This is a genomic window from Dechloromonas hankyongensis (genome assembly GCF_022012295.1).
Classification (GTDB): domain Bacteria; phylum Pseudomonadota; class Gammaproteobacteria; order Burkholderiales; family Rhodocyclaceae; genus Azonexus; species Azonexus hankyongensis.
In genome coordinates this window covers 241,898-267,767 of the sequence record NZ_JAKLTN010000002.1, presented here as the reverse complement: position 1 = coordinate 267,767, position 25,870 = coordinate 241,898, and the positions used below count along the sequence as shown (strand labels likewise).

The following is a 25,870-nucleotide window of genomic DNA, read 5'->3' as shown; positions in this document are numbered from 1 at the left end:
GTCTGCCGGCCGAACATCCGAGCGATGTAGCAAAACCGGTCAGGGCGGGAAGGATTTTCCTGATCGAATGCAGCGCAATGCCGTAGCCCACGGCAAAGCGGCAGGCCAAAAAAAACCCCGGACCAGCCGGGGTTGAAGTACGCAAGGAAGAGGGGTTAGAACGCCAGCGACACCTGAGCACCGAATAGCCAGGCGCTATCGTTATAAGTGCCTTTGACCGTGCCGCGATTGGCCGCTGCGGTCTGGGCATTGACCACCGCGACCGTCTGATTGTTGTTGATATCTGCATCCTTCACATACAGATAAGCGCCGCCGACATCCAGGGTCATGGTCTTGGACGGCTTCCACTGGGCGCCCAGGCCGAACCAGGTCCGGTTGTTGTCCGGCAGCGAAACGAGGCGGTGTTCGGCATTCTTGACCGGCGTCTGGTCGTAGGCGATGCCCATCTTCAATTTCACGGCCTCGCTGACCTTGTAGTTGGCCCCCAGCGCGACCCGCCAGGTGTCACGGAACTCGGTGTCCAGCGTCTGTGCGAGAGCACCGTTCTGCACGCCGGAGGTGCGGTAGATATCCACCTTCGGGATGGAACTCCAGCCGGTCCACGAAACGTCGCCGAGCAGTTCCCACTGGTTACCCAGCTTTTGCGTCAAGCTGAGGATGAAGGTATCCGGCAGCGTGATGCTGGCCTTGGTGTCGCTCGCCCCACCCCCCGTCGTTAACCCGGCAACCGTGACATTCGAAGCGGCGGAGCCATTGCTGCTCAGCTTCACGTCACCAGTGGTCTCGTACTTGATTTTCGAACGGTAGGAAACGCCCAGCTTGGTATCAGGACTCAGATTGAACAAGGCACCGGCATTCCAGCCCCACGCGTCATCCGACAGGTTCAGGGTCGCGGTAGCACCGGTAAAACCGGCATTGGTCACCGACACGGCGCGAACATACTCCGCATCGATCTTCTGCCAGTTCAGGCCGAAACCGACCGACACCCATTCATTCGCCCGCCAGGCGACAGACGGGTTGATGTTGATCGTCTTGATATCGAAGCTCAGCGATTGCGCGGCACCCTTCCACGGATTGTCGTATCCGGTCTTCAGGCCGAACGGGGCGCCGATGCCCAGACCGATGTACAGATCCTTGTTGAGCGCCATCGACATATAGGCATTCGGCACATAGCCCCAGTCGCCGCCATTGCCGCCATCGCCGGATGCGCCCAGGGCACCGACCGACGAACCGTTGTCCTTGAACTCGAAATTGGTCCTGACCACCGACAGACCGCCCGATACTTCCAGGCGCTGCAATTGGGTCATGCCGGCCGGGTTGTAGTAGATGGTACCGGCGTTTTCCGCGACGGCAGCCGAACCGGCGCCCGCATTGCCGATGCCGCTGGCGCTTTGCTCGCCGAAGAGCTGGAAGCCGGCAGCGGCGGCCGAACCGGAGAAGGCCACGGCGACCAGGGCGGGAATCAGGCGCAGGTTGAAAGTCTTGTACATCGATATGTCTCCTGTTGTGATTGTGTTGGGGCGAGCCCCGATTTGGTGCGTCAATTAAAACTCAAACAAACGTTTGAAATGTTGTTTCATCGAATAATAATTTAGGTCTTGTTGCAGATACGCAACATCACCCCTGCGCTGCGGCACGATAGTGCAACGGACCGCCAGTAAAGGGCGCGAAGCCAGTGCCGAAGATCACGCCGCCGTCGGCCAATTCGGCGTCGGCCACAATGCCGTCGGCGACCAGTTGTTCGACGCGGTCGATCAGCGGCTTGACCAGTTTTTCGGCCAAACCGTTCGGCACGCCGCCGGCGCTGCCCTTGGCGGCCTTGCCGGAAGACCAGTCGTAGAAGCCCTGCCCGCTTTTCTTGCCGAGCTGGTTTTTTTCGACGCAGGCGATCAGGCAACGCGGTGCATCGGCCCCGCCGGCCAGTTGCTTGCCGGCGGCCATGGCGATGTCGAGCCCCACCGTGTCGACCAGTTCGATCGGCCCCATCGGCATGCCGAAGGCGAGCATGGCTTCGTCGACCGTTTCCGGCGCAACGCCGTCATCCACCGCCCGCATCGCCGCCAGCATGTACGGGGCGAGCACGGCATTGACCAAGAAGCCCGGCGCGCTCTTGACCGGCAGCGGCAGCTTGTCGATCTGCTTGACGAAGGCGCAGGCCGCCTGCGCGGCGGCCGGATCGGCGCCCTCGGCCTCGACGACTTCGACCAGCGGCATCATGGCCACCGGATTGAAGAAATGGATGCCGACCAGGCGCCCCGGATTGGCGAGCACCGTACGCAGGTCTTCCAGCCGGAGACTGGAGGTATTGGTGGCAACCACGGCGCCCTGCTTGAGGCGCGGTTCCAGCGACCTGAATAGCGCATGCTTGGCCTCGACGTTCTCGAAGATGGCCTCGATGACGACATCGGCGTGCGCCACCCCGTCGCCCTGCGGATCGGGGATCAGCCGGTCGAAGGCGGCGCGGACCTTGAGCGGTTCGCGCAATCGCTTCTCGAACAGCGTTTGTGCCCGCTTCAGGGCCGGCGCAATGCGCTCCAGCGTCTGGTCCTGCAGCGTTACGGTCAAACCGCGCAGCGCACACCAGGCGGCGATATCGCCGCCCATGACACCGGCGCCGATGACATGCACGCGCTTGGCCCTGAATTCGGAATCCTTGCCGAAGCCCTTCATGCGCTCCTGGAGATGGAAAACGCGGACCAGATTACGCGCCGTCGGCGAGGAAATGATGCGGTCGATCACCTCCGGTGCGGCCAGTGCATTTCCGTCATGCTTCTGCCACAGGTCGATGATCGCGTAAGGGGCCGGATAGTGCTGCGGCCGCGCCTTCTTCGCCACCTGCTTGCGGGCGCCGTTGGCGACGACGCTTTTCAGCGGACCATTCAGCAGCCTTTGCAGCAGCGGCAATGGGCGCCGCGCCTGGCCGGAGAGCAGCAACTGGCGGGCCGCCGGCTCCATGACGCGCGGCGGCACGCAGTCGTCGGCCAGGCCCATTTTCTTCGCCCGTTTGGCGTCGATAGTCTTGCCAGTCAGCATCATGTCCAGCGCCGCGGCCGGGCCGACACGCTGCGGCAGGCGCAACATGCCGCCCCAGCCGGGGAAGATGCCGAGCATCACTTCCGGCAGACCCATCTTGGTTCCGGACTCGTCCACCGCCAGCAGGTAGCGGCAGGCCAGCGCCAGTTCCAGTCCGCCGCCCAGGCAATGCCCGCGCACCAGCGCCAGGGTCGGGTATTTGACGGCAGCCAGGCGGTTGAACAGCCCCCAGCCACGCTCAACCAATGTCCTGCCCTTTTCCGGCGTATCGAGTTGGGAAAACTCGGAGATGTCGGCGCCGGCGATGAAGCCAGCCTCCTTGCCGGAACGGACGATCAGGCCCTTGGGCGGATAGACGTCGAGTTGATCGAGAATGGACGAAAATTCGCGCAGCACGTCGGCCGACAGCGAATTGGCGGACTCGCCCGCCTTGTCCAGGGTAGCGGTGGCGATGCCTTGTACATCGACGAGCAGCCGCCAGTGTTGCAGATTCAGATTCATTGCATAGTCCTCAGTGAGCCTGGTGGCCGCGCGCCGCAAAAGCCAGCGACAGGGCGCCGGGCCCGACATTAACGGCCGCCGTCTTGCTCATCGGCGACACGAGTATGGCCACCCCGTTGTCCTCGGCGGCCTTGGCCAGCGCGGCATAGCCCGGCAGGCGCGGGACGGCCCACGGCTCACCGCCATAGCTGATGCAGATATTCGGCGCATCGAGGCCGTCGCGGATGCGCTGCACCGCCTTGTCAAACAGCAGCTCGACGCCGGCGTGGAAGCCGCGCACCTTGTCGACCGTGGTCGTCACGTCGCGATGGCAGTGCAGGATGGGTTTGACGTCCAGCCAGGTGCCCAGCGTGTAGGACGACCAGCCCAGGCTGGTATCGCCCTTCTTCGACGCCCGCTTGTAGATGTGGAACAGGTCGGCCGGCACCAGGTAGGTGTGCGTCTCGTCGATCAGGTGCTTCAGGCGACTGCCGATTTCACTGGGCAAGCCGCCCTGGCGGATCAGGCGCACGGCCTCGGCGACCGGTACGGCCTGGCCGGTGAACAGATTGCGCGTGGAAAATACCGCCAGCCCGAAACGCTCCTCCATCCCCGCTTCCCGGCGGATGGCCTTGTACTTGGTCAGGATGGCGCGCGAGGCCTGCATGGCATGGTCGAAAATCGGACTGCGCGTGCTGGTGATGGTCAGGCAGAACACGTAGTCGTAATCGAGCACCAGGCGTTCGAGGAACAGGCGCTCGATCTGCGCCACCGAATAGGGGATCGACTCGGCGAAATCCTCGCTCTTGCGGTCCAGATGGCGGACGTAGAAGGCCTGCGTTTCGTCCGGATGGCGCCGGTCCTCGATCAGGGCATCGCCAATGCGCAGGGTGATCGGCATGACCAGCACGCCGTGCTGGTCGAGAAACTCGCGCGGCAGGTCGCACGCCGAGTCCACCACGATACCGATGCGCATGTCAGTTCAGGCTCTCGACCAGCATGGCACCGCCCAGGCCGCCACCGATGCAGATCGTAGCCACGCCGCGCTTCGCCTTGTTCCGGCGCAGGACCTGCAACAGGTGGAGAACGATGCGCGCCCCGGAAGCACCGACCGGATGGCCAATCGATACCGCGCCACCATCGACGTTCAGCCTATCTTCAGCGATCTTGCCGAAGGCGCCACGCAGGCCGAGCTGCTCGCGGCAATAGGCATCATCCTGCCATGCCGCCAGGCAACCCAGCACCTGGGCAGCGAAGGCTTCGTTCAGCTCCCAGTAATCCACGTCTGCCAGGGTCAGGCCGTGGCGCTGCAGCAGCGGTGTCGCGGCATGCACCGGACCGAGGCCCATCTGCTCGGGCTCCAGGCCGGACCATTGGCTGTCGACGATCTTGCCGATGGGCTTCAAACCCCATTTCTGCACCGCCTCCTCCGACGCGAGCAGCACCCAGGCGGCGCCATCGGTGATCTGCGAACTGTTGGCGGCCGTGACATTGCCGTACTTCTTGTCGAAGAAAGGCTTGAGCTTGGCCATGCCCTCCATGCTGGCATCGGCGCGCACACCGTCGTCCTCGGCATAGACGTTGCCGCTGCCATCGACGACCGGCACGATCTCGTCGAGATGCCCGGCCCGCCGCCCGGCCAGCGCCTTCTGGTGACTGCGCACGGCGAATTCGTCCATCTGCTTGCGGTCGATGCCGAAGCGCCAAGCGAGATTCTCCGCCGTCTGTCCCATGAGCAGGCCGACCACCGGATCGGTCAGCCCCTTCATCAGGCCGATGACCGGCGTCAGCAAGGCGGCCGGGCGCAGCTTCAGGAAATGCTGCAGTTTCTGGCCGGCGGTGCGCAGCGACATCATGCCGGCGAACCAGCGCACCATGGCATCCGAATACAACAGCGGCGCGCGTGACAGCGCATCGACGCCGCCGGCCAGCACCAGTCCGGAACGCCCGCACTGGATGTTGGCGATGGCCGAATCGATGGCCTGCATGCCGGAAGCGCAGTTGCGCATCACCGTCCACCCCGGGACCTTCTTGCCGCAACCGAGGCGCAGCGCAACCATGCGGCCGATGTTGGTCTCGTCCGGTGACGGCGCCGCGCAGCCGAGGATCACTTCGTCCAGATCGCTCGGCTCGAACGGCTGGCGCAGCAGCAGCGCCCTGCCTGCCTGGGTCGCGAGATCGGACGCCGCGAACGGCCCCGGCCCTTTCTGCGCCTTGAGGAACGGCGTGCGAGCGCCGTCCACCACGTAGATTGTCTTGCTCATGCTCAGGCCGCCATGCGGCTTTCGGCCGGCTTGTTGGCGGTCGCCACGCCATAGTCGAACGGGAAGTCATCGACATGGACGACGATGTCGCGCAGGTGGTTGCGGCGCTTCATCACTTCGTACTCGGCCGCCGTGATGACGCCGGCTTCGAAGGCGACGATGGCGATGTCGCGCACGTTGGCCTGCGGATTGTTGTCGAAACGCCCGTCCTTCTCGGCAGCGCGGATCTTCGCTTCGATCGGCTCGGCCTCCAGCGTGGCCTTGAGCGCCAGTTCGATGGCACCGACCGGCTCCTTCTCGACCAGCGGCAGATAACATTCGGCGGTCAGGCGGTCGCGGGTGGCCGACGGCGCGATCAGCGACTTGGCGACCTGGTGGCCGACGTCATCGGACGGCACGACGTACGGATGGCCCCACGGGAAGATCGAGCGATGCAGGAAGGCAGCGATGAAGCGCACCGGGAAATTGGCGATGACGCCGTCGAACGCCTGCTGCGCCTTGTACATGGCGTCCCAGATCGCCCAGTGGGCGAGCGCCGCGTCTTCCTGCTTGCGCCCTTCGGCTTCGTAGCGCTTCAGGGTGCAGGAAATCAGGTACATCTGGGCCAGGATGTCGCCGAGGCGCGCCGACAGCTTTTCGCGTCGCTTGACGCTGCCGCCGAGCACGAGCAGCGAGATGTCGGACATGAAGGCGAAGGCTGCCGAGAAGCGCGTCAGCTGCTGGTAGTACCGGCGCATTTCCGGCGCCACGTCGGTATTGACGCCGACGAAGTGCGAACCGGTCATGCCCAGCCACAGCGCGCGGAAGCCGTTCTTGATGGTGAAGCCGATGTGCGACCACAGCGCCTTGTCGAAATCGACCAGGCCCTTGCGGACATCCGGATTCTGCGCCGCCTGCATTTCCGGCAGCAGGTAGGGATGGCAGCGGATGGCGCCCTGGCCGAAGATGATCAGCGAGCGGGTCAGGATATTGGCGCCTTCGACAGTGATGCCGATCGGCACCTGCTGGTAGGCGCGGCCGAGGAAATTGGACGGACCGAGGCAGATGCCCTTGCCGCCGATGACGTCCATGCCGTCATTGACCACCTGGCGGGCGCGCTCGGTGACGTGGTACTTGGCGATGGCCGAGACGACCGAGGGCTTTTCGCCGAGATCGACAGCGCCGGCCGTCATCTTGCGCACGGCATCCATCATGTAGGTGTAGGCGCCGATGCGGGTCAACGCTTCCTCGACGCCCTCGAACTTGCCGACGGCCATCTTGAACTGCGAACGGACACGGGCATAGCCGCCGACGGCACGCGCCGTCATCTGCGCCATGCCGGTATTGGACGACGGCAGCGAGATCGAACGGCCGGCGGCCAGGCACTCCATCAGCATGCGCCAGCCCTGCCCGGCCATCTTCGGGCCGCCGATGATGAAATCGAGCGGCATGAAGACTTCCTTGCCGCGCGTCGGGCCGTTCATGAACATGGCGTTGAGCGGGAAGTGGCGGCGGCCGGTATCGACACCCGGATGGTCGTAGGGAACCAGCGCGCAGGTGATGCCGATATGTTTCTTGTCGCCGAGCAGGCCATCCGGGTCGAACAGGTGGAAGGCCAGGCCGAACACCGTGCACACCGGGGCCAATGTGATGTAACGCTTGTCCCAGGAAACGCGCATGCCGAGCACTTCCTTGCCCTGGTACATGCCCTTGCAGACAACGCCGGTATCCGGGATCGACGCCGCATCGGAACCGGCCCACGGGCTGGTCAGCGCGAAGGCCGGCACCTCGATGCCCTTGGCCAAGCGCGGCAAGTAATGGTTCTTCTGTTCCTCGGTGCCGTAGTGCAGCAGCAGTTCAGCCGGGCCGAGCGAGTTGGGCACCATCACCGACACCGATAGTGCGGAGGAACGGGTCGACAGCTTGGTCACCACCTGCGAATGGGCGTAGGCCGAGAATTCCAGGCCGCCGTACTTCTTCGGGATGATCATGCCGAGGAAGCCCTTGTCCTTGATGTAGCGCCACGCCTCGTTAGGCAGGTCGTACAACTCATGCGTCACCTTCCAGTCATCGACCAGGCGGCAGGCTTCCTCGCATTCGTTGTCGAGGAAGGACTGCTCGGCCGGCGTCAGTTTCGGCACCGGGTAGGCGTGCAGCTTCTGCCAGTCCGGCTTGCCGCGAAACAGCTCACCTTCCCACCAGACAGTGCCAGCTTCGAGCGCATCGCGCTCGGTATCCGACATCTGCGGCAGCACCTTGCGGTAGGTGGCAAAAATGGGACTGGTGATCAGCCCCCGGCGGATCGGGCGAATGGCAACGATCAATACGATCGCTACCGCCGCCGCCAGAATCGACAACACGGTTTGCATTGCATGTCTCCTTTTACGTCTTTTATTGGTATTGGGTACTAAATGGTGGCTGCTTAGTTGCTGTCAGCCGCTGCATCCGAAAACTGGGGCAAGGGGGAACGCAGACCGCCGAGCAGGAAGGACATCAGGCGCGGTACCAGGCGGTCGAGGCGATCGGTCGAATCCTCCTCCTCTATCTGCCAGTCAGTCACCAGGCGCAGGGCATCGGTTCCCGCAATGGCGTACGACGTGGCGCCGAGCATGAAATGGAAACGCCAGACGATTTCCGCCTTGGGCACCTCAGGCAACGCCTTAAACAAGGCTTCCTTGTAGCGGTCCATCACCGTCTGGTATTCATGGGCCAGGAAGGCGCGGATGAACTCCGACGGCTCGGTCAGCGTGCGACCGAGCAGGCGTAGGAAGGTCACCCCACCACGCTTCTCGTCATCGGCCATGCGCAACAGCGTGCCGAAGAAGCCATCGACGATCTGCGACGGCTTGAGCGGTTTGCCGGCAGCGTCGGCTTCCATTTCGTCAAGCACCCGCATGCGCTCCTCGTTCAGCCAGTCGAGACGGCGCCGGAAGACTTCCTGCATCAGCGCTTCCTTGGAGCCGAAGTGGTAATTCACGGCCGCCAGATTGACGCCGGCCTCACCGGTGATCTGGCGCATCGAGGTGCCCTCGTAACCATGGGCCATGAACAGGCGCTCGCCCGCATCCAGAATGCGTTCGCGGGTATCGTTGGTGCGGACTTCAGCCATGGCGGCCTCCTTATAATTCATACGTTCGTTTGAATCATAGGGAAAACAAAAACGCTTGGCAAGCGTTTTGTCGCCGGGAAGTTTTTAGGCGTTCCGGCTGCGGATGAAGTCGATGACCTGCTCGGCCGGGACCGGCTGGCTGAACAGGAAGCCCTGCACCATGTCGCAGCCCAGGCGGCGCAGGTATTCAAGCTGGGCGGTGGTCTCGACCCCTTCGGCGACCACTTTGTGGCCCAGGCTGTGGGCCAACCCGATGGTCGCATCGCAAATCACCGCCTCGTCGGTGTCCTCGCCGATTTCCTTGACAAAGGCACGGTCGAGCTTGAGGTGGCTGATCGGGAACATGTGCAGGTAGCTCAGCGACGAGTAGCCGGTGCCGAAATCGTCGATGGCGATACTGATTCCCATGTCGTGCAGCAGATCGAGTATGCGCACCGTCTCGGTCGGCTGCTCCATGGCTACCGTCTCGGTGATCTCGAACATCAGCTCTTCCGCCCGCAGCCCATAGGCTTCGATGATGCCGCGGACCAGCAACGGCAGGTTGCCGTTGCGCATCTGGATGGCTGAGATGTTGATCGCCATGCGCACCCCGCTCAGTCCGGCCGCCTTGAACTCCGCCAGCTGCCGGCAGGCCGCCCACAACACCCATTCGCCGAGCGGCTGGATGAGGCCGGTTTCCTCGGCAATTCCAATGAAGCGGCCCGGGGCCAGGAGGCCTTTTTCCGGATGCTGCCAACGGACCAGCGCCTCGACCCCACACACCTTGCCGGTCGGCATATCGATGACGGGCTGATAGTGGAGGCGGAACTCGCCATTGGCCAGAGCCTGGCGCAAGCTGTGCTCGATCTTCAGGCGATCGACCGCAGCATCGTTCATCTTCTGGTCGAAGAACTGGAAATTATTCCGGCCGACCATCTTGGCGTGATACATGGCGGCATCGGCATTCTTCATCAGGGTCTGGCCGTCCTGGCCATCGGTCGGGAAAATGGCGATACCGATACTCGGCGAGGTATAGAGATCGAAGCCGCCGACCTGATAGGAACAGCCGATGCTCAAGACCAGCTTTTCGGCAACCTGGGCGACTGCGGTTGCATGCTCGATACCGGTCAGCATGATGACGAACTCGTCGCCCCCCAGACGGGCGACCACGTCGCTTTCACGTACCGTGTCCTGCAGGCGGCTGGCCACTTCGATCAACAACTCGTCGCCGACATGGTGGCCCAGCGTATCGTTGATCCCCTTGAAACGATCGAGGTCGATGAACATCAGCGCCACCCGGGTTCCGTCGCGTCGCGCCGCGGCCAGCGCCTGGTCGAGATGCCCCTTGAGGCTGAAACGGTTAAACAGTCCAGTCAGAACATCATGGTGAGCGATCTGGTGCAGGCGCTCCTCGGCCGCCCGTTCCGACGTGATATCGGTAAAGTGCGCCACGTAGTACTGGATGTCGCCCTTGTCATCCCGGATCACCGAAATCGACATCCACTTCGGATAGACCGCGCCGTCCTTGCGGCGATCCCAGATTTCGCCCTGCCAGAAACCGCGATCGTTCAGGCTGGCCCATAGCTGCGCATATTCTTCCCGCGTCGTCCGGCCAGCCGACAGGAAGCGGGGATTGCGCCCCACCGCCTCGACCGCCTCATAGCCGGTCAGGCGTGTGAAGGCCGGGTTGACCGTGATGATCTTGTTTTCGACGTCGGTGATCAGGATCGCTTCGCCACTGAACTGAACGGCGCTGGCCAGCAGTTGCATACTGGAAAGCATCTCCTGCTGGCTGGTCACGTCCTGTGACGTACCGGTGACCCGCAGCGGCGTTCCATCGCCGGCGTACACCGTTTCGCAGCATTCGAGCACATGCTTGATGCGCCCGTCCGGCATCAACAGACGGTGTTCCCACGATGTCGGTTGGCGTGTGGCGATAGCGTCCTGCAGCGCCTTGTCGACCGTCTCCCGATCGTCCGGATGCACCCGGGCAAAAAAGTCCGCATACGGCGAGCCGTCGGCGCCCTGAGAAATCTCGAATATCCGGTACAGCTCGTTCGAACATCGGACGTGGTGGCCGGGCAATTCGATTTCCCAGCTGCCGATCTGGGCGATGCGCTGGGCCGCGGTCAGCCGCTCATCATTGACCAGAAGCTCCTGTGCAACGGTATGCTCACGCCGCTGCGAGCGATATAGGCTGACGACAACCATCGCCAGGCAGACCAGCATGCCCCCGCCCAGCGATCCGACGAGCAGCGCACGCTGACGCCAGGGACCCATCACGTCATCCTTGGAGAGGGCGGCTACGACATAGAAGGGGTAGCGGTCGAGAACACGGAAAGCGTAGACCCGCGGTATGCCGTCGGTCTGCGCCATCAATTCGAGCACGCCCCGCCGCTCGCCGCCCTGCACGGCCTGAACGATGGGATTGAGAGGGTCCAGCGGCTGGTTGGTGGCCGTAGGTATCGACGGATAGCGGACCACCAGCGCGTGCTGATCGCTGCGCCGTATCCCCAGCACCGCGCCCGGCCCCAAGCGAACTGCCTTGAACAAGTCCTCGAAATAGGTCAGTTCGATCGCTGCGCTGGCCACGCCGAGAAAGCGACCGTCGGCCGAGCGGACTGCCTTGGCAGCGGCGATGGTCGGACGTCCGGTAATGCGCGAGGTAATGACTTCCGAAAAGACGATCCCGGCATCCGCTTTTTCCTTCGGTATCCTGAAGTAGGAACGATCCGCCAGATTCACATAGTCACCGCCCCCCGAGCGATACAGCACGTCGCCCTGCGCATCGATGACGCGGAAACCGGCAACCTCGGGAAACGCCTGTTGGGAACGTTCGAGTTCCTTTTCGATCCGTGGCCGGAAGCGGCTGCTTGCCTCCGCCCGGAAGGCGTCCACGGAAGTGCGTTCGGCCAAGTCATCGAGCGTTGCCTCGACGCGGCGCAGGGTCGAATCGAAGCGCGCCTCCAACAAGTCGGACTGGCTTACGGCGACCGAACGTGCTTCAACCCAGACGTCCTGATAGGCCGACCACAACACATAGGCCAGCAGCATGAAACCGCCGCCCACCAGGACAATCAGTGCGATCCACAGATGGTAGCCGGAGCGGTCGTTATTTTTAGAGGTGGTGTCCATTTATCAGGCTTCTAATTAGTCTCCCCGAGGCATTCTGATCAGCCCATCGGTGAATTGCAATCCGCGGAAATCAAAATCAGGGGATTTTGTTGCCGAAACACCAAAAAACGGCAGGTAACATCGCTGTCTGTCTTGTTTTCGTGCAATTGGCGGACGGTCTCCCGCTCCAGCACCCAGTCGTCCAGCCGTATCGATTCGGGAAAGCGCGAATCGCCGGCGAAATCCCGTTCGATCCGCGTCAGGTAGAAACGATGACAGTAGCGCCATGCCGCCGCATAGACTGAAGCGCCGCCGATCACGAATACCGGCTTGCCTGTCGCCACCGCTCCGCGCAAACCTTCCTCGACCGAGGCGACGCGCCGGCAGCCCGGTCGGACGATCAGATCGTCGCGCCGCGACACGATGAAGGAATCGACCGGCACGACGTCCATCGACTCGTAGGTTAGACGGCCAATGACCAGCGCTGCGCCGGCTACCGTCGCTTCGAAATAGGCCAGTTCCTCGGGGATGTCCCAGGGCAGCCAGCCGTCTAGGCCGATCATGCCGTTGGCCGCCACCGCACCGATGGCGGAAATCAGCGCTGGCTCTTTTCCCATTGCTCGCGGGTCATGGACAGTGAAATGGCCGGCCTCCCCTGGCCGTTGTACACGTGCGGCTTGTGCATCGAGACGAAGGCGGAAGTCACGATGGGCATGCCGAATATGGCATCCATCACTTCCAGGATGCTCGACTCCAGGCATTCGCAATGGCCGTTCTGTTCCAGTTTGCGGATGGCCAGGAAAATCACCTCGTAATCGACGACCTGGCGGATGTCATGCGGATCGGCAACCGCCTCCATCGGCGCCCACGCATCGGCATGCACCAGCACGGCCTGCGGCCCGTGCTTTTCAAGCGGGTTGCACCCGGTCCGCAGCTGTATGGTGGCGTCGACCGACGCGCACCAGTGGTTGGCTAGCACAGGCCAGCTCCTTTCCTATTCATTTGAAATATTGACAACAATAGCAAAGCCCATGAAAAAAGGGCGCCGCCGGCGCCCTTAAGCGGTGCGAAAAAGGCGATCAGGCGGTCACATTGACCAGCGTTCCGGTCTCCTGGCCAAACGAATTGACCACCGGGGCCTGCGCAGTCGTCGTTGCAGCCGAGGCGTCAGGCTGCTGCAGAATATCCTTGATCTGGCCGCGCACGTCGCTGATCTTTGCCTGCACGGCCTCCAACGACTTGGAGGCGACAACATTTCGCCGGGCTTCGCCGGCATCGCTCTGTGCGGAATTCGACTCGACTTGCAGCGTGCGCGCCTTTTCCTCGGCGCGACTTGCTACGCCCTGCGCATCGCTGGCCTGCTGCTGCAAGATTCTGGCACGCTGCTCAGCCTGATCGGCGGTACGCTGCGCCTGCTGCTGTTGAATCTGCGCCCATAACGCACCACCCGCCGCTTGCGTGCCGGATAAGGAGGTTACCGGCATTTGCCGGACCCGACTTAAAAGCTAAACCCGTTCCTCAAGCAATCACGTTGATCAATGTGCCGGTCGGCTGCCCCTGGGCATTGACCACCGGCTTAGGAGGTTGTTCTTCCCTGCGTTCCACACGCTCTTCCGGGCGCGGCTCGCGCTTTTCGGCCTGCTGCGCCTGTTGCGTTTGCTGAGCCTGTTGGGTCTGCTGGGTCTGGCTGGCCTGCGTTCCCGTGTTGGCATAAGCGCTGAGGCTGGAAGTCACTGATTGAATAGCCATAACATCACCTTGATTTCACACCGCTACGTAGACCACTTTATACCATTCCGGCAAATATTCCAGAAGTATCCGACAAACCCATAATGCCAAATATTGCAAATACAACACACCCATATGTGACCGGATGCCGCGTCGAAGTCAGGCATTGCGACTAGAATCATCCCGCATTCCAGTTCACTACCCGTCGCCAAGCCGATCCCGACCTAATGGCTGAATCGAGTCCTACGCCTCCCCTCGCCTCATCCCGCCAATTGCTCGTCGTCACGGCAAGCGACTGGGCAAGCACGACAGCCACGCTGCAACGCTACGCGCGAGACGAGCCCAATGCGGTCTGGCACGCGTACGGAAGCCCGATCAAGGTCAGCCTCGGTCGCGCCGGACTGGCCTGGGGTAGCGGCCTGCATCCGGCAACCGGCCGCGGCCAGCCGGCCAAACGCGAAGGCGACGGCCGGGCTCCGGCCGGGATTTTCGCCATCAGCGCGCTCTTCGGCGAGGCGAATGCGGGCAGCCCATTCGCCCAATCGGCGCGCCTGCCCTATCTTTGCGCCACCGGCGACCTCAAGTGCGTCGACGATCCCGCCTCCCGCCATTACAACCGGGTGGTCGACCAACGCACGGTCGATACGGTGGACTGGAATTCCCACGAAGAGATGCGGCGCACCGACGAGCGCTATGCCATCGGCGCCGTCATTGCCCACAACAGTGAATGCCGGCCAGCGGCGGGTTCGTGCATCTTTCTGCACGTCTGGCAGGCGGAAGGGGTGCCAACGGCGGGATGCACGGCGGCGGCGCTGGCTGAGCTCTCGGAAATCTGCCTGTGGCTCGATGCGGCGGCCTGCCCCCTGCTTGTCCAGTTGCCGGCGGCGGAATACCGGCGCTACCAAGTTGCCTGGGGCTTGCCGTAGCCGCTGTCCTCGCCCGCCGCGATGACAGCCGAGAGCGACATCGCTAGACTGGGCGGCTTTCCATCCGCCAAACGGCTCGTGGCACCGCGCCCCGAGCCACGCTGCCGCCTGTGCTGAATCGAATCTGGGTTGCTTTCATCCTGCTGGGTTTTGCCGCCGCCGTCGTGCAGACGCTGCAGGGTGACCTCGATATCTTCTCTCGCGTCCTGACCGGCCTGTTCGATACGGCGCGCACCAGCTTCGAGATTTCCCTCGGCCTGGTCGGCGTCATGAGCCTGTGGCTGGGCATCATGAAAATCGGCGAGCGCGGCGGCCTGATCCAGCTCTTCGGGCGGGCCATGGCGCCTTTCTTCCGCCGCGTCTTTCCTGACATCCCGCCCGGTCATCCGGCCAGCGGCAGCATCGTGATGAATTTCAGCGCCAACATGCTCGGCCTGGACAATGCTGCGACGCCGCTCGGCCTGAAGGCGATGCGCGAATTGCAGGAGATCAACCCGCACAAGGACACGGCGAGCAATCCGATGATCATGTTCTTGGTGCTCAACACGGCCGGCATCACGCTGATCCCTACCTCGGTCATCGCCATCCGCCAGAGCATCGCGCTGAAGCAGGGGCTGGCCGGCTTCAACGCGGCCGACATCTTCCTGCCCACCCTGCTCGGCACCTTCGTCTCCTTCTGTGCCGGCCTGGTCGCCGTCGCGCTGTGGCAGCGCATCAACCTGTTCAGCCGGCCAGTGGTAGCCTTCTTCGCCGGTTTCGCGGCGCAGATGGGCGGCCTCTACGCCTGGCTCAACGGCATGCCGCCCGAGCGCATGGCGCAGATGATCGGCCTGCTCGGCAGCGGGCTGATCGTGGCCATCATCGCGCTGTTCGTCGCGGTCGCCGCCTGGCGCCGCATCGACGTTTATGAATCCTTCGTCGATGGCGCCAAGGAAGGCTTCGGCGTGGCGGTGCAGATCATTCCCTACCTGATCGCCATGCTGGTCGCCATTTCGGTCTTCCGTACCACAGGGTGCATGGACTACCTGATCGGCGGCATCCGCGCCGCCGTACTGGCTCTCGGCCTCAATGCCGATTTCGTCCCCGCCCTGCCAGTTGGCCTGATGAAGACCCTGAGTGGCAGCGGCGCGCGCGGCCTAATGGTCGATGTGATGACCACCTACGGCGTCGATTCCTTCCAGGGCAAGCTGGCGGCGATCATCCAGGGCTCGACCGAAACGACCTTCTACGTGCTGGCCGTCTATTTCGGCAGCGTGAACATCACGAAGACCCGCTACGCCCTGGCCTGCGGCCTGATCGCCGACGCCGTCGGCCTGGTCGGCGCCATCCTGATCGGCTACGCCTTCTACCACTGACCGGGCATCAGCCCGGCCTGGCTGTGTCTGTCAGCTCGCGTCCGGCAGCACGCGCCCCGGGTTGAGAATGCCGCGCGGATCGAGCGCTTGCTTCAGGGTCCGCATCAAGGCGATTTCCTCCGGCGTCCGGCAATACGGCAGGTATTCGCGCTTGTGGGTACCGATGCCGTGTTCGGCCGACACGCTGCCGCCGTAGTCGCGCAGCAGGTCGTACAGGCAATCCTTGATCGCATGCTCCGGGAAGGTTTCCGCCGTGGTGCCCGGGACATGGACGCAGACGTGCAGGTTGCTGTCGCCGATGTGCCCGAAGGTGACGTATTCGCAGCCCGGGAACTGGCTATCCAGCCTGGCGTGCAGGGCCTCGGCGTAAGGTCCGATGGCGCCGATCGGCAGGCTGATGTCGAAGCTGACGACGACGGGCCAGACCACCGGGAATTCGCCCGGCGCATCGCGCATTTTCCACAGCGACTGGGTTTCCTTGTCCGAGGCGGCGATCACGGCATCGGTGACCAGCCCCTCCTCCATGGCCTGTTCGAGCATTTTTTCGAACAAGGCAGCGTCCAGCGCGGCATCGCTGCCCTGCAGATCGAGCAGCACGTAGAACGGGGAACCGTGCGGCAGCGGCGTGCGCTGCCCGGGCAGGCGCCGGGTGACCAGGTCGTAGAAATTCGACCACATCACCTCGAAGGCCGACAGGCGCCCGGAGAGCGTGCGCTGGGCGTGGCGCAGCAGGGCCACCACGTCACCGTAGGACGGAACGGCGCACAGGGCCGTCTGCACGCAGGACGGCAGCGGTTCGAGCTTGAAGACGACGCGGCTGATGACGCCCAGCGTCCCCTCGCTGCCGATGAACAGGTGTTTCAGGTCGAAACCGGCATTGTTCTTCAGCATCTTGTTCAGCGAACGGATCACCGTGCCGTCGGCGAGCACGACTTCCAGGCCGAGTACCTGCTGGCGCGCCATGCCGTAGCGGACCACCCGGTTGCCACCGGCATTGGTTGCCACGTTGCCGGCGACATGGCAGGAACCGCGCGCGCCGAGGTCGATGGCGAGCAGGAAACCCTGCGCGGCGGCCGCTTCCTGCGCTTCCTGCAATGGGGTGGCGGCCAGCACGGTCATCGTGCCGGCCAGGGTGTCGATTTCCTCGATGCCGCGCAGGCGCTCCAGCGACACGATCAATTCGCCGTCGCCGGGCAAGGCGCCGCCGGACAGGCCAGTCATGCCGCCCTGGACGACGATGGCCCGCCTGTGGCCATGGCATAGCTTGAGGATGCTCGACAACTCCTCGGTGCTGCGCGGCCGGACCAGGCCGCAGGGCTGGCTGGCAACCGGCTGCGACGAGAAAAACTCCGTGCGGTAGCGGGCGTCGATTCCATCGGCACGGGTCACGGCATCGGCGCCGAGCAACTGGCACAGGTGGGAGATCAGGGTATCGGTCATCACTAAATTCTTTGGGGTAGTCGGTTACGGTCAGCGCGGCAGGAAGGACTCAAGCAGCGCCGCCACGATTTCCGGCTGGTCATGCTGCAGGTTGTGTCCGGCATCCGGCACGGTCTCGACCCGCAGGTCGGCGAAGCAGCCGAGGCGGCGCTGCAATTCCTCCGGCTCCTTGCCGAAGCGCATGTTCACGAAGCCCTTTTCGGCAATCATCATCAGCACCGGGGCGGCGATTTTACGCCAGGCCGCCATCGCGTCCTCGATCCGGTACAGAGCCGGCGAGGCAATCTTGTGCCACGGATCGCAGGCCATGGCGACGGAACCGTCGGCCGCCACGCGGCTCACCGCCTGCGAAAGGAAGGTGGCCCGCTCGACCGACAGGCGGGGATTGGCGAAGCGCAGGCGACGGGCCAGCGCGGCATGGTCGGGATAGGCGCGCAGTTGCGGCTCGTCGGCGATTTCGTCCAGCCACTTGCCGATCTGGGCCGGCGCGTCGATGGCCGGATCGGGCTTCAGGCCGAGGAAATCGAGCATGGCCAGCGCTGCTACCCGCTGCGGGCGAAGCGCGGCATAGGTCGCGGCGATGTTGGCCCCCATGCTGTGGCCGACGATGCGCGCCGGCACATCCGGGGAATAATGCTGCAGCAGGGCTTCGAGGTCGGCGTAGTAGTCGGGGAACCAGTACGGCCGGCCGAGCCATTGGCTGGCGCCGTAGCCGCGCCAGTCGGGAGCGATCAGGTGCCAGTCCTGGCGCAGGGCGTCGACGACGAACTGGAAGGTGGCCGACGAATCCATCCAGCCGTGGAGCAGGAAAACCGCCGGCGCGTCGGCCGGCCCCCAGTGGCGGACGTTATAGCGCAGGCCGCGAATGGTGATGCTTTCGGTGGTGCTGGGCAGCAATGGAAGTCCCTTGCGATCTTGGTCAAGCCGCCAATTTAACCCGGTTTGGCCGCGCCGACGCATCCGGAAAGGCTGGCCGGCACCAGAGCGACCTGGGGCAAGGGCACCCACCACGGCTGTTACAATGCTCGCCGCCCGCCTCCTGGCCCTTACACCTCCCCCTCTATCGATGAAGCAGCACCTTGAACCGGACCACAGCGGCCCGACCAGCGTTCGTATCGACGCCCTCGACCCCGCCTTTTCGCCTGCTGCCAGCGCCCTCGCCGAACAGCTCGGTTTGCCGCTGAGCGGCGAGGCGGGCTTCAGCCTGCAGCTCGGCGAGCAAGGCCTGCAATTGCAGGAACTCGGCCCTGGCGCGGCCGGCCCGGTACGAGTCGATTTCGTCGAAGGCGCCCTGGCCCATCGCAGATTGCAAGGCGGCGGCGCCGGGCAAATGATCGCCAAGGCGGTCGGTATCCAGCCGGGGGTCCGGCCCACCGTGCTCGACGCGACAGCCGGCCTCGGCCGGGACGCCTTCGTCCTCGCCCAGCTCGGCTGCGACGTCACGCTGATTGAGCGGCAGGCCTTGGTCGCCGCCCTGCTCGCCGACGGCCTGCGCCGTGCCGAGAGCGATCCGGAAGTGGCCGCCATTATCGAACGCATGCACTTGCGCTGCGGCAACGCCATCGAACAGATGCAGTCGTGGTCGGATGAAGCGCCGCAGGTCATCTATCTCGACCCGATGTTCCCGCACCGCAACAAAAGTTCGCTGGTCAAGAAGGAAATGCGCGTCTTCCGGCCCCTGGTCGGCGATGACGACGATGCGCCGCAACTGCTGCAAGCCGCGCTGGCACTGGCGACGCACCGCATCGTCGTCAAGCGGCCGCGCAAGGCGCCGTGCATCGCCGGCGCCACGCCAAGCTACACGCTGGAAGGCAAATCCAGCCGCTTCGACATCTATGCCCGCAAATCGCTGAAGGGCAAGGCCTGAACGACTGGGCGCGGCGCGGCATCCCAACGGTGCGCGCCGCGCGTCATTAGGCTAGAATCAATAACTGTACAAATACACAGTTACCGCACCGCCTGACATGACCGCCCCGCCCCCAGGCAACACCAGCGAAAGGCGCATCGCCCATCTCGACATGGACGCCTTCTTCGCCTCGGTGGAATTGCTGCACTACCCGGAACTGCGCGGGCAGGCGGTGGTTGTCGGCGGGCGCAGCGTCGATCAGCCGGTCATGGAGCCCGACGGCAGCCGGCGCTTTGCCCGCCTGCGCGACTATGTCGGGCGCGGGGTGGTCACCACCTCGACCTACGAAGCCCGCGCCCTGGGCGTCTTCTCGGCCATGGGGCTGATGAAATCGGCCCGCCTGGCGCCCGACGCCATCCTGCTGCCGGCCAATTTCGACGCCTATCGCGACTATTCGAGGCGCTTCAAGACGGCGGTCGCCGGCATCGCGCCACTCATCGAGGATCGCGGCATCGACGAAATTTTCATCGACCTGTCCGATTTCGACGAAGACAGCCAGTCGCTGGCCCGCCGCATCAAGCAGGCGGTATTCGACGCCACCGGCCTGACCTGCTCGATCGGTATCACGCCCAACAAGCTGCTGGCCAAGATCTGCTCCGACCTCGACAAGCCGGACGGCATCACCGTGCTCGGCATGGCGGACATTCCCGACCGCATCTGGCCCCTGCCCGCCCGCAAGATCAACGGCATCGGTCCCAAGGCCAGCGAGCGCCTCGGCAAGCTGGGCATCCATAGCGTCGGCGAACTGGCCGCCGCCCCGGGCGAGTTGCTGGTCCGCCACTTCGGCCGAACCATGGGCAGCTGGCTGCAGCAGGTGGCGCACGGCATCGACGAGCGTCCGATCAAGACCAGCCGCGAACCCAAGTCGATCAGCCGGGAAAGCACCTTTCAGCGTGATCTGCACGCCAAGCTGGACCGCGACGAACTGTCGGAAATCTTCACCGGCATCTGCCTGCGCGTCGCCGACGACCTCGCCCGCAAGGGCTACGTGGCGCGCACCATCGGCATCAAGCTGCGCTACGCCGATTTCCAGGCCGTGACGCGGGACATCACGCTGTCCACGCCGACAGCCGATGGCCGCCTGATCCGCAAGGCGGCCGGCGAATGCCTGAAGCGGGTACCGCTCGACCAGCGCATGCGCCTGCTGGGCGTCCGGGCCGGCACGCTGCTGCCTGCAGCCGAACTCGCGGCGCCGACCGCCGCCGTGCAGGCGGAACTGCCGCTTTGATCGGCTGAAACAGCTGACATCGGCAGCCATGCTGCGATAGCAAAATCACCTCAAACGCAGGCCAGTCAATAATCGTTACAAACCGATACAAAGAAATTGGTGCAATGCACAATGCTGTTGTGCATAATGCATCCATGTCTCCTCCAACCTCCTCAACGGATTGGATTTAATGCCCGCCCCGTGCGGGCATTTTTTTGTCTAAGACGGGCGGGCATATCGCCCCGTCGATTGATCGATACCGGTCCATTCGGCGATCTCGCAAGCTGCACAAATGCACCAAAAGCGCTAACGTAGCAGCCGTGCCATGTTGCCGGCCCATAATAGGCCCCGCGCCCGAATGCGCGTCGACTTCGCGGAGACCATCTTGATCCAAACGACGAACAAGACATTGCTGGAGCAACTGCAGATCACCGAGCTGGAAATTGCCCGGCGCAAGGAGTTCCTGGGTTTTTCCGAGGACGACGTGGCGCTGTTGCTGTCCTGCAAGGAACTGATCACCCGACACATCGACGCCATCGTCACCGAGTTCTACGAAAAGCAGACGGCAATCGAGGAAATCGCCCTGCTCATTGGCGACTCCGATACCCTGGCCCGCCTGCACTCGGCCCAGCGCGCCTACATCCTCGGCCTGTTCGACGGCTATTACGACATCGAATACGTCAATAACCGCTTGCGGATCGGCATGGTGCACAAGCGGATCGGGGTCGAACCCAAGCTGTACCTGTCCGCCGTGAAGACGCTGAAAGACGGAATCGACGCCGCCCTCAATCGTTATCTCGAGGACAAGGAGCACGTCAGCAAGGTCATGGGCGCGATCGACAAGCTGCTTTATTTCGACACCACGCTGGTCTTCGACACCTATATCCGCTCCCTGCTAGCCGAAGTCGAACTGGCCAAGGACAAGGTCCAGAACTACGCCAAGGAGCTGGAAGGCAAGGTCGCCGAGCGCACCCACCAGCTGCATGAATTGTCGCGCCGCGATCCGCTGACCGGCCTCTACAACCAGCGCTCGTTGCGCGATTACCTGCGCCGCGAGCTGATGGTGGCCAGCCGCCACAAGCGGCCGTTCTGCCTAATCTATTTCGATGTCGATGCCTTCAAGCAGATCAACGACACCCGTGGCCATTCGTCGGGCGACGAAATCCTGCGCATGATCGGCGAAGCCTTGCTGAACGTCAGCCGCGAATCGGATTTTCCCTGCCGCTACGGCGGCGACGAATTCTGTCTGGCCCTGCCCGAATGCAATCTGGCCAACGCCGAGCTGACCTGCAAGCGCCTCATCGAGCAGTTCAAGGCGCGGGTTTCCAGCGTCACGCTGAGCATAGGTGTAGTGCAGACCGGCCCCGAGGAATTCGTCGATCCCGAGGAATTGCTGCGCCTGGCCGACGCCAAGATGTACGAGGCGAAATCCCACGCCGGTTTCAAGATTTGCACCTGAACGAGTTCTGCCGCGGCACGCACATTGGGCCGACTAGTTGCCACCGAAATAGCGGCCAAGGCCGACGCTGAACAGCCAGGCGCCCCACACCCAATGTTCGAGCGCCACCACGGCGAAGGAGCGCGTTTTGCGGTAAGTCAGCGAGAAGAGCAGGCCACCGAAGAAGGAAAGCAGGGGCGCGAGCAGGTTGCCGAGCACGAAATGGGCAAGCGCGAAGGACACCGAGCTCGCCAGCACCATGCCGGAATCGGCGCCGAACAGCCGTCGATAACGATGGAATACAAAGACGCGGAAAATGAGTTCCTGGGCCAGGACCGAGCCCAGCGGATAAAGCAGCATCAAGGCCAGCCACTGGTGTGGCTGCTGCCGGGGCAAGTCGAACAGGCTGGCTTCATCCGACCACGCGACCCAGCCCAGCAGCGCGGCGCCGCCCGGAATGAAAATCCGCGCAATGCGCAGCAGATGCCTGCGCCACAGCTCAGGCAGGGCCATCAGGCAGCGGCGGTCGAAGTCCGGATCGCGCCACAGCAACCACAGGCAGATCGATGCGACGCCAACTAGTTGCGGAACGATCCAGTGCCTCAGCGTCTCGCATTCCCACCAGAAAAAGGCTGGGCAACTCAAAAAAAGAAAAGAAAATTCAGCCGCCAGATACCTGGTGGACAACTTGGAAGACATGGGCGCACCGAACCGGAAATCCTCCCGGGCAGCATTTTGCCCCGGACTCCCGGTACGACTGAAGGCCAGCCCGGAAAGTTCGACGCCACGGACGTCCGAACGGGACGGTGCTTGCCCGGATCAATATTCATCACGCGATGGCAAGGTCGTCCAGTATTCGCGTTTCGGAACACCGCCGCCGGCTGACTGTCGGAAATAACAGATTCGCCTGAAACGGAACCCGGAATGCTCTTGACAGAACCGGGGAGCGTTTAAACATGAATTGCCGCTGCTCTCGCCGACCGGGAAGTCCGGCAGCGCCTGGCAATCGACTTGGAGGCATATCGATGCAGTCCAGCGTTTCGTTTGGTTTCGGACGAGTACCGCCAACTGCGTGGTGGAGCGGCGCCCCATGAGCACGCGGCGTCGGCTGCTGTGGTCGTTGCCGGTGCTGCTGATTGCCGCCTTGGCGGCAAGCGAGTTGAGCGGGTGGTTTTTCCTGCGCACGCCGGCGGAAGCCATCCTGTCGTCCAAGCTGGGACGCGAGGTCGCCATCGCGACGCCCTTCCGGCTGCATTTCCGCGGCACGATCCGCCTCGAGGTGGGCGGCCTGCGAATTTCCGCACCGGCCGATTTTGCCGTACCGCACCTGATCGATGCGCAAGGGCTGACGCTGAGCCTGCGTTACGGCGATTTGTTGGCGCTGCGTGAGGATACCCAGGCACTTCGCCTGGCTACCCTGGCTGCCGAGCAAATCGACGCCTGGCTGATCCGCCTGGCCGATGGCCGGGCGACCTGGCAATTTGCCGAAAAATCGCAACGCCCGCCGCCGACTGTCGATCGTCTGGGCGTCGCCCAAGGCCGGATTGTTTTCCGCGACGCCATCCTGGCCACCGATCTCAATGCCCGGATCAGTTCCGACGAAAATGGCGCGGCCCGCGCCACCAGCGCCGAGATATCGGGCCGCTTCAGGGAGCGCCCGTTGCGGGCCAGCATCACCTTGCCCACCGGCCTCCCCGGGGCGCTGCCCGAAGCCGCCGGCGAAGCCATCGCCGCCGAAGGAAAGGTCGATTACGGCGGGCTGAACCTGAGCTTCGCCGGCAGCTTCGGGGTCAGCGACCTGCGCGGAACGGCGGCTATAAAAGGACCGTCGCTCAGCGTCCTCGGCCGCCTGTTCGACGTGACGCTGCCGACCACCGCCCCCTTCAGCCTGGAGGCCAATATCGTCAAGGACTCGCCAATCTGGCAGATCACGGTCAGCCACGCCCGGATCGGCAAGAGCGACCTGGCCGGGAAATTCGCCTACGACACCCGGCCGCAGCCGCCCCGCCTGGACGGCGAACTGACCGGCAAGAACTTCGTCCTCGCCGATCTGGCGCCCGCCCTCGGCACCCGCAACGAAGAGGGTCGCATCGTCCGGCCTTCCGGCGGCCGCACGCTGCCCGATCGCCGCCTCGACCTGCCGTCGCTGACCCGCCTGAACGCCGGTATCGCCGTCAATCTGGAGCGGGTCGATCTCGGTTCGGCTTTCCGCCAGCCGATTACCCCGCTGCGCGCCAAGCTGACGCTGGACGGCGGCCGCATGACCCTGACCGACATCGACGCCAGCACCGCCCAGGGCCGCCTGGCCGGCACCTTCGCCATCGACGCCCGCCCCGCCCGGCCCGAATGGCGCGCCGACCTGGCCTGGGACAACCTGCGTCTCGACCAGTGGCTGGCATCGGCCAAGTCCGGCGCCGACGACATCCGTCGCCGTGGCGACAGCAACCCGCCGCCGTGGTTCACCGGCAGCCTGCACGGCCGCACGCAACTGGTCGGCCACGGCCAATCTACGGCCGAGCTTCTCGGCTCGCTCGACGGCCGCGCCACATTCTTCGTGCGCAACGGCACGTTGTCCCACCTGGCGCTCGAAGCGCTGGGGCTGGATGTCGCCCAAGGGCTGGGGCTGTTGTTCAAAGGCGACGACCGGCAACCGGTGGAGTGCGCCATTATCGACGTGGATGCCAAGAACGGCCTGCTCACGCCACGCGTCGCCTTGATGGCCACTCCGGTCACCGTGGTACTGATCGACGGCAACATCAACTTCGCCAGCGAACAACTGAACCTGCGCCTCACCGCCAAGCCGCAGAACCTGTCGCCGCTGACCCTGCGCTCGCCGTTCCGTCTGACCGGCAGCTTCGCCGATCCAACCTTGCGCCCGGAAGCGACGCCGCTCGCCGCCAAGGCCGTCGCCGCCATGGGCCTCGCTCTACTAAATCCGCTGGCCGCCATCATTCCCTTCATCGATCTCGGGGACACCGACACCACGACCTGCAGCCAGGCGCTGGCCGGACGGGCGCCGAAAGTCAGCACTCCCGCGGCCAACTAGCTGGGAACTTGGCGATGAAAACACTGCGGGCGCCGTTTGGCGCCCGCTTTGCAATGCACGCTGCCGCTTGGCTTACGAGGCGGGCGGCTGGTCGGTCACGCCCTTCCGGTTCTTCTCCTGCAAAGTCTTGAGCAAGCCGTCAATGCCGCCCTTTTCGACTTCGCTGGCAAAACTGCCGCGGTAGTTGGTGACCAGGCTGATGTTGGCAATTGCTACGTCAAACACCTTCCAGTCATTGCCGCTCTTGCTCAGGCTGTAGTCCAGCGAAATCGGCTGATTGCCCGGCTTGTTGATCTGGCTGCGGACCAGCACTTCGTCGCCGGTCTGCTTGCTCGGTTTGAAGCTGACCGTCTGGTCACGGTAGGCGGTCAGCGAATTGGCGTAGGTGCGCACCAGCAGGGTATGGAACTCGGCGGTCAGCGCCTCGCGCTGCTTGGCATCGGCCTGCTGCCAGGCCCGCCCGACGGCCAGGCTCGTCATGCGGGAAAAGTCGAAATGCGGTGCCACCTTCTTCTCGATCAGGGCCATCGCCCGCTGCTTGTTGCCCGACTGGATACCCTTGTCCTGGCGCAGGATGCTCAGCACCTCTTCGGTCACGCCCTTGACCAGTTCGTCAGGCGACACGCTGTCGGCCCGCACGCTTCCGGGCAGCAGGAAGAAAACCGGCAGCAGCCAGATGAGGGTTTTCAGGAATTTCCGGATCATGATGTTCTCCTTTGTTGTCTGGCCCAGGCGAGTGAAGACGCGGATCGCCCCCGCCGCCCGGCCTGCGGAAACCACTGCTTTCACCCTAGCCGGGCGGGCCGGCGAAAAATGTCAGCCGGGGACGATTCGCTTGTAGGAGGAGTCCTGCACCGGCAGTCGGC

The 25,870-nt window shown here is 63.8% G+C and carries 21 protein-coding genes; 6 read left to right on the top strand and 15 right to left on the bottom strand.

The genetic code is table 11. The features are described 5' to 3' along the window. Positions 1 to 155 precede the first annotated feature (155 nt). The 11 genes from LZ012_RS09745 to LZ012_RS09695 all read right to left on the bottom strand — a co-directional run bounded on the left by LZ012_RS09745 (position 156) and on the right by LZ012_RS09695 (position 13,707). A complete protein-coding gene (locus LZ012_RS09745) occupies positions 156 to 1,490 on the bottom strand; it encodes an OmpP1/FadL family transporter (RefSeq protein WP_275710192.1) in 1,335 nt (444 codons plus the stop codon). A gap of 127 nt (positions 1,491 to 1,617) precedes the next feature. Further along, positions 1,618 to 3,534, bottom strand: coding sequence for a 3-hydroxyacyl-CoA dehydrogenase NAD-binding domain-containing protein (locus LZ012_RS09740; RefSeq protein WP_275710190.1), 1,917 nt, complete (start codon positions 3,532 to 3,534; stop codon positions 1,618 to 1,620). 10 nt (positions 3,535 to 3,544) lie between these two features. Continuing rightward, entirely contained in the window at positions 3,545 to 4,489 is a 945-nt protein-coding gene (locus LZ012_RS09735; RefSeq protein WP_275710188.1) for a DegV family protein, read from the bottom strand. 1 nt (position 4,490) lies between these two features. Further along, positions 4,491 to 5,777 (bottom strand): acetyl-CoA C-acetyltransferase, encoded by a 1,287-nt coding sequence (locus LZ012_RS09730; protein WP_275710186.1) that lies wholly within the window; start codon positions 5,775 to 5,777, stop codon positions 4,491 to 4,493. 2 nt (positions 5,778 to 5,779) lie between these two features. Then, positions 5,780 to 8,125 (bottom strand): acyl-CoA dehydrogenase, encoded by a 2,346-nt coding sequence (locus tag LZ012_RS09725; protein ID WP_275710184.1) that lies wholly within the window; start codon positions 8,123 to 8,125, stop codon positions 5,780 to 5,782. A 53-nt stretch (positions 8,126 to 8,178) separates the two neighbouring features. Further along, entirely contained in the window at positions 8,179 to 8,865 is a 687-nt protein-coding gene (locus tag LZ012_RS09720) for a TetR/AcrR family transcriptional regulator (protein WP_275710182.1), read from the bottom strand. An 84-nt stretch (positions 8,866 to 8,949) separates the two neighbouring features. After that, positions 8,950 to 11,979 (bottom strand): bifunctional diguanylate cyclase/phosphodiesterase, encoded by a 3,030-nt coding sequence (locus LZ012_RS09715; protein WP_275710180.1) that lies wholly within the window; start codon positions 11,977 to 11,979, stop codon positions 8,950 to 8,952. A gap of 38 nt (positions 11,980 to 12,017) precedes the next feature. Continuing rightward, complete coding sequence (locus LZ012_RS09710) at positions 12,018 to 12,575, bottom strand: dihydrofolate reductase (RefSeq protein ID WP_275710178.1); 558 nt, start codon at positions 12,573 to 12,575, stop codon at positions 12,018 to 12,020. Next, positions 12,554 to 12,937, bottom strand: a complete 384-nt coding sequence (locus tag LZ012_RS09705) for a dihydroneopterin aldolase (RefSeq protein WP_275710175.1) — start codon at positions 12,935 to 12,937, stop codon at positions 12,554 to 12,556. The genes LZ012_RS09710 and LZ012_RS09705 overlap by 22 nt, the downstream gene beginning before the upstream one ends. Positions 12,938 to 13,037: 100 nt before the next feature. Continuing rightward, positions 13,038 to 13,442, bottom strand: coding sequence for a hypothetical protein (locus LZ012_RS09700; protein WP_275710173.1), 405 nt, complete (start codon positions 13,440 to 13,442; stop codon positions 13,038 to 13,040). A gap of 34 nt (positions 13,443 to 13,476) precedes the next feature. Next, a complete protein-coding gene (locus tag LZ012_RS09695; RefSeq protein ID WP_275710171.1) occupies positions 13,477 to 13,707 on the bottom strand; it encodes a hypothetical protein in 231 nt (76 codons plus the stop codon). Positions 13,708 to 13,913: 206 nt separating this feature from the next. Between LZ012_RS09695 and LZ012_RS09690 the strand changes: the two genes are divergently transcribed. Then, positions 13,914 to 14,612, top strand: coding sequence for a L,D-transpeptidase family protein (locus LZ012_RS09690; RefSeq protein WP_275710169.1), 699 nt, complete (start codon positions 13,914 to 13,916; stop codon positions 14,610 to 14,612). A 110-nt stretch (positions 14,613 to 14,722) separates the two neighbouring features. Beyond that, positions 14,723 to 15,967, top strand: coding sequence for a nucleoside recognition domain-containing protein (locus LZ012_RS09685; RefSeq protein WP_275710168.1), 1,245 nt, complete (start codon positions 14,723 to 14,725; stop codon positions 15,965 to 15,967). A 30-nt stretch (positions 15,968 to 15,997) separates the two neighbouring features. On the opposite strand, the gene LZ012_RS09680 is transcribed toward LZ012_RS09685, so the two are convergent. Both LZ012_RS09680 and LZ012_RS09675 read right to left on the bottom strand, forming a co-directional pair. Then, positions 15,998 to 17,407: an FAD-binding oxidoreductase gene (locus LZ012_RS09680; RefSeq protein WP_275710166.1), complete on the bottom strand. Its 1,410-nt coding sequence runs from the start codon at positions 17,405 to 17,407 to the stop codon at positions 15,998 to 16,000. A 30-nt stretch (positions 17,408 to 17,437) separates the two neighbouring features. Beyond that, on the bottom strand, positions 17,438 to 18,304 hold the full coding sequence (locus tag LZ012_RS09675) for an alpha/beta fold hydrolase (RefSeq protein ID WP_275710163.1): 867 nt from the start codon (positions 18,302 to 18,304) through the stop codon (positions 17,438 to 17,440). A gap of 169 nt (positions 18,305 to 18,473) precedes the next feature. Between LZ012_RS09675 and LZ012_RS09670 the strand changes: the two genes are divergently transcribed. The 3 genes from LZ012_RS09670 (at position 18,474) to LZ012_RS09660 (ending at position 21,979) form a co-directional block, all read left to right on the top strand. Beyond that, the gene (locus LZ012_RS09670) at positions 18,474 to 19,274 is read left to right on the top strand and encodes a class I SAM-dependent methyltransferase (RefSeq protein WP_275710160.1); all 801 of its coding nucleotides are present in this window, start codon (positions 18,474 to 18,476) and stop codon (positions 19,272 to 19,274) included. Between the two features lie 97 nt (positions 19,275 to 19,371). Beyond that, positions 19,372 to 20,541, top strand: coding sequence for a DNA polymerase IV (gene dinB / locus LZ012_RS09665; RefSeq protein WP_275710158.1), 1,170 nt, complete (start codon positions 19,372 to 19,374; stop codon positions 20,539 to 20,541). A 364-nt stretch (positions 20,542 to 20,905) separates the two neighbouring features. Beyond that, entirely contained in the window at positions 20,906 to 21,979 is a 1,074-nt protein-coding gene (locus tag LZ012_RS09660) for a GGDEF domain-containing protein (protein WP_275710156.1), read from the top strand. A gap of 33 nt (positions 21,980 to 22,012) precedes the next feature. Here LZ012_RS09660 and LZ012_RS09655 read toward each other — a convergent pair whose 3' ends face one another. Continuing rightward, positions 22,013 to 22,603: a CPBP family intramembrane glutamic endopeptidase gene (locus LZ012_RS09655; protein WP_275710154.1), complete on the bottom strand. Its 591-nt coding sequence runs from the start codon at positions 22,601 to 22,603 to the stop codon at positions 22,013 to 22,015. Between the two features lie 445 nt (positions 22,604 to 23,048). On the opposite strand from LZ012_RS09655, the gene LZ012_RS09650 reads away from it, so the two are divergent. Beyond that, on the top strand, positions 23,049 to 25,004 hold the full coding sequence (locus LZ012_RS09650; protein ID WP_275710152.1) for an AsmA family protein: 1,956 nt from the start codon (positions 23,049 to 23,051) through the stop codon (positions 25,002 to 25,004). Positions 25,005 to 25,076: 72 nt separating this feature from the next. Here the strand turns inward: LZ012_RS09650 and LZ012_RS09645 are convergent, their stop codons facing one another. Next, positions 25,077 to 25,709: an MlaC/ttg2D family ABC transporter substrate-binding protein gene (locus tag LZ012_RS09645; protein ID WP_275710150.1), complete on the bottom strand. Its 633-nt coding sequence runs from the start codon at positions 25,707 to 25,709 to the stop codon at positions 25,077 to 25,079. Positions 25,710 to 25,870: the final 161 nt, after the last annotated feature.

Bases quoted from the DNA above. Each gene is read 5' to 3' on its own strand.
- dinB (WP_275710158.1), top strand. From the start codon at position 19,372: ATGACCGCCCCGCCCCCAGGCAACACCAGCGAAAGGCGCATCGCCCAT.
- LZ012_RS09645 (WP_275710150.1), bottom strand. From the start codon at position 25,709: ATGATCCGGAAATTCCTGAAAACCCTCATCTGGCTGCTGCCGGTTTTC.
- LZ012_RS09730 (WP_275710186.1), bottom strand. From the start codon at position 5,777: ATGAGCAAGACAATCTACGTGGTGGACGGCGCTCGCACGCCGTTCCTC.
- LZ012_RS09720 (WP_275710182.1), bottom strand. From the start codon at position 8,865: ATGGCTGAAGTCCGCACCAACGATACCCGCGAACGCATTCTGGATGCG.
- LZ012_RS09715 (WP_275710180.1), bottom strand. From the start codon at position 11,979: ATGGACACCACCTCTAAAAATAACGACCGCTCCGGCTACCATCTGTGG.
- LZ012_RS09650 (WP_275710152.1), top strand. From the start codon at position 23,049: ATGAGCACGCGGCGTCGGCTGCTGTGGTCGTTGCCGGTGCTGCTGATT.
- LZ012_RS09690 (WP_275710169.1), top strand. From the start codon at position 13,914: ATGGCTGAATCGAGTCCTACGCCTCCCCTCGCCTCATCCCGCCAATTG.
- LZ012_RS09700 (WP_275710173.1), bottom strand. From the start codon at position 13,442: ATGCCGGTAACCTCCTTATCCGGCACGCAAGCGGCGGGTGGTGCGTTA.
- LZ012_RS09740 (WP_275710190.1), bottom strand. From the start codon at position 3,534: ATGAATCTGAATCTGCAACACTGGCGGCTGCTCGTCGATGTACAAGGC.
- LZ012_RS09725 (WP_275710184.1), bottom strand. From the start codon at position 8,125: ATGCAAACCGTGTTGTCGATTCTGGCGGCGGCGGTAGCGATCGTATTG.
- LZ012_RS09710 (WP_275710178.1), bottom strand. From the start codon at position 12,575: ATGGGAAAAGAGCCAGCGCTGATTTCCGCCATCGGTGCGGTGGCGGCC.
- LZ012_RS09735 (WP_275710188.1), bottom strand. From the start codon at position 4,489: ATGCGCATCGGTATCGTGGTGGACTCGGCGTGCGACCTGCCGCGCGAG.
- LZ012_RS09695 (WP_275710171.1), bottom strand. From the start codon at position 13,707: ATGGCTATTCAATCAGTGACTTCCAGCCTCAGCGCTTATGCCAACACG.
- LZ012_RS09680 (WP_275710166.1), bottom strand. From the start codon at position 17,407: ATGACCGATACCCTGATCTCCCACCTGTGCCAGTTGCTCGGCGCCGAT.
- LZ012_RS09670 (WP_275710160.1), top strand. From the start codon at position 18,474: ATGAAGCAGCACCTTGAACCGGACCACAGCGGCCCGACCAGCGTTCGT.
- LZ012_RS09745 (WP_275710192.1), bottom strand. From the start codon at position 1,490: ATGTACAAGACTTTCAACCTGCGCCTGATTCCCGCCCTGGTCGCCGTG.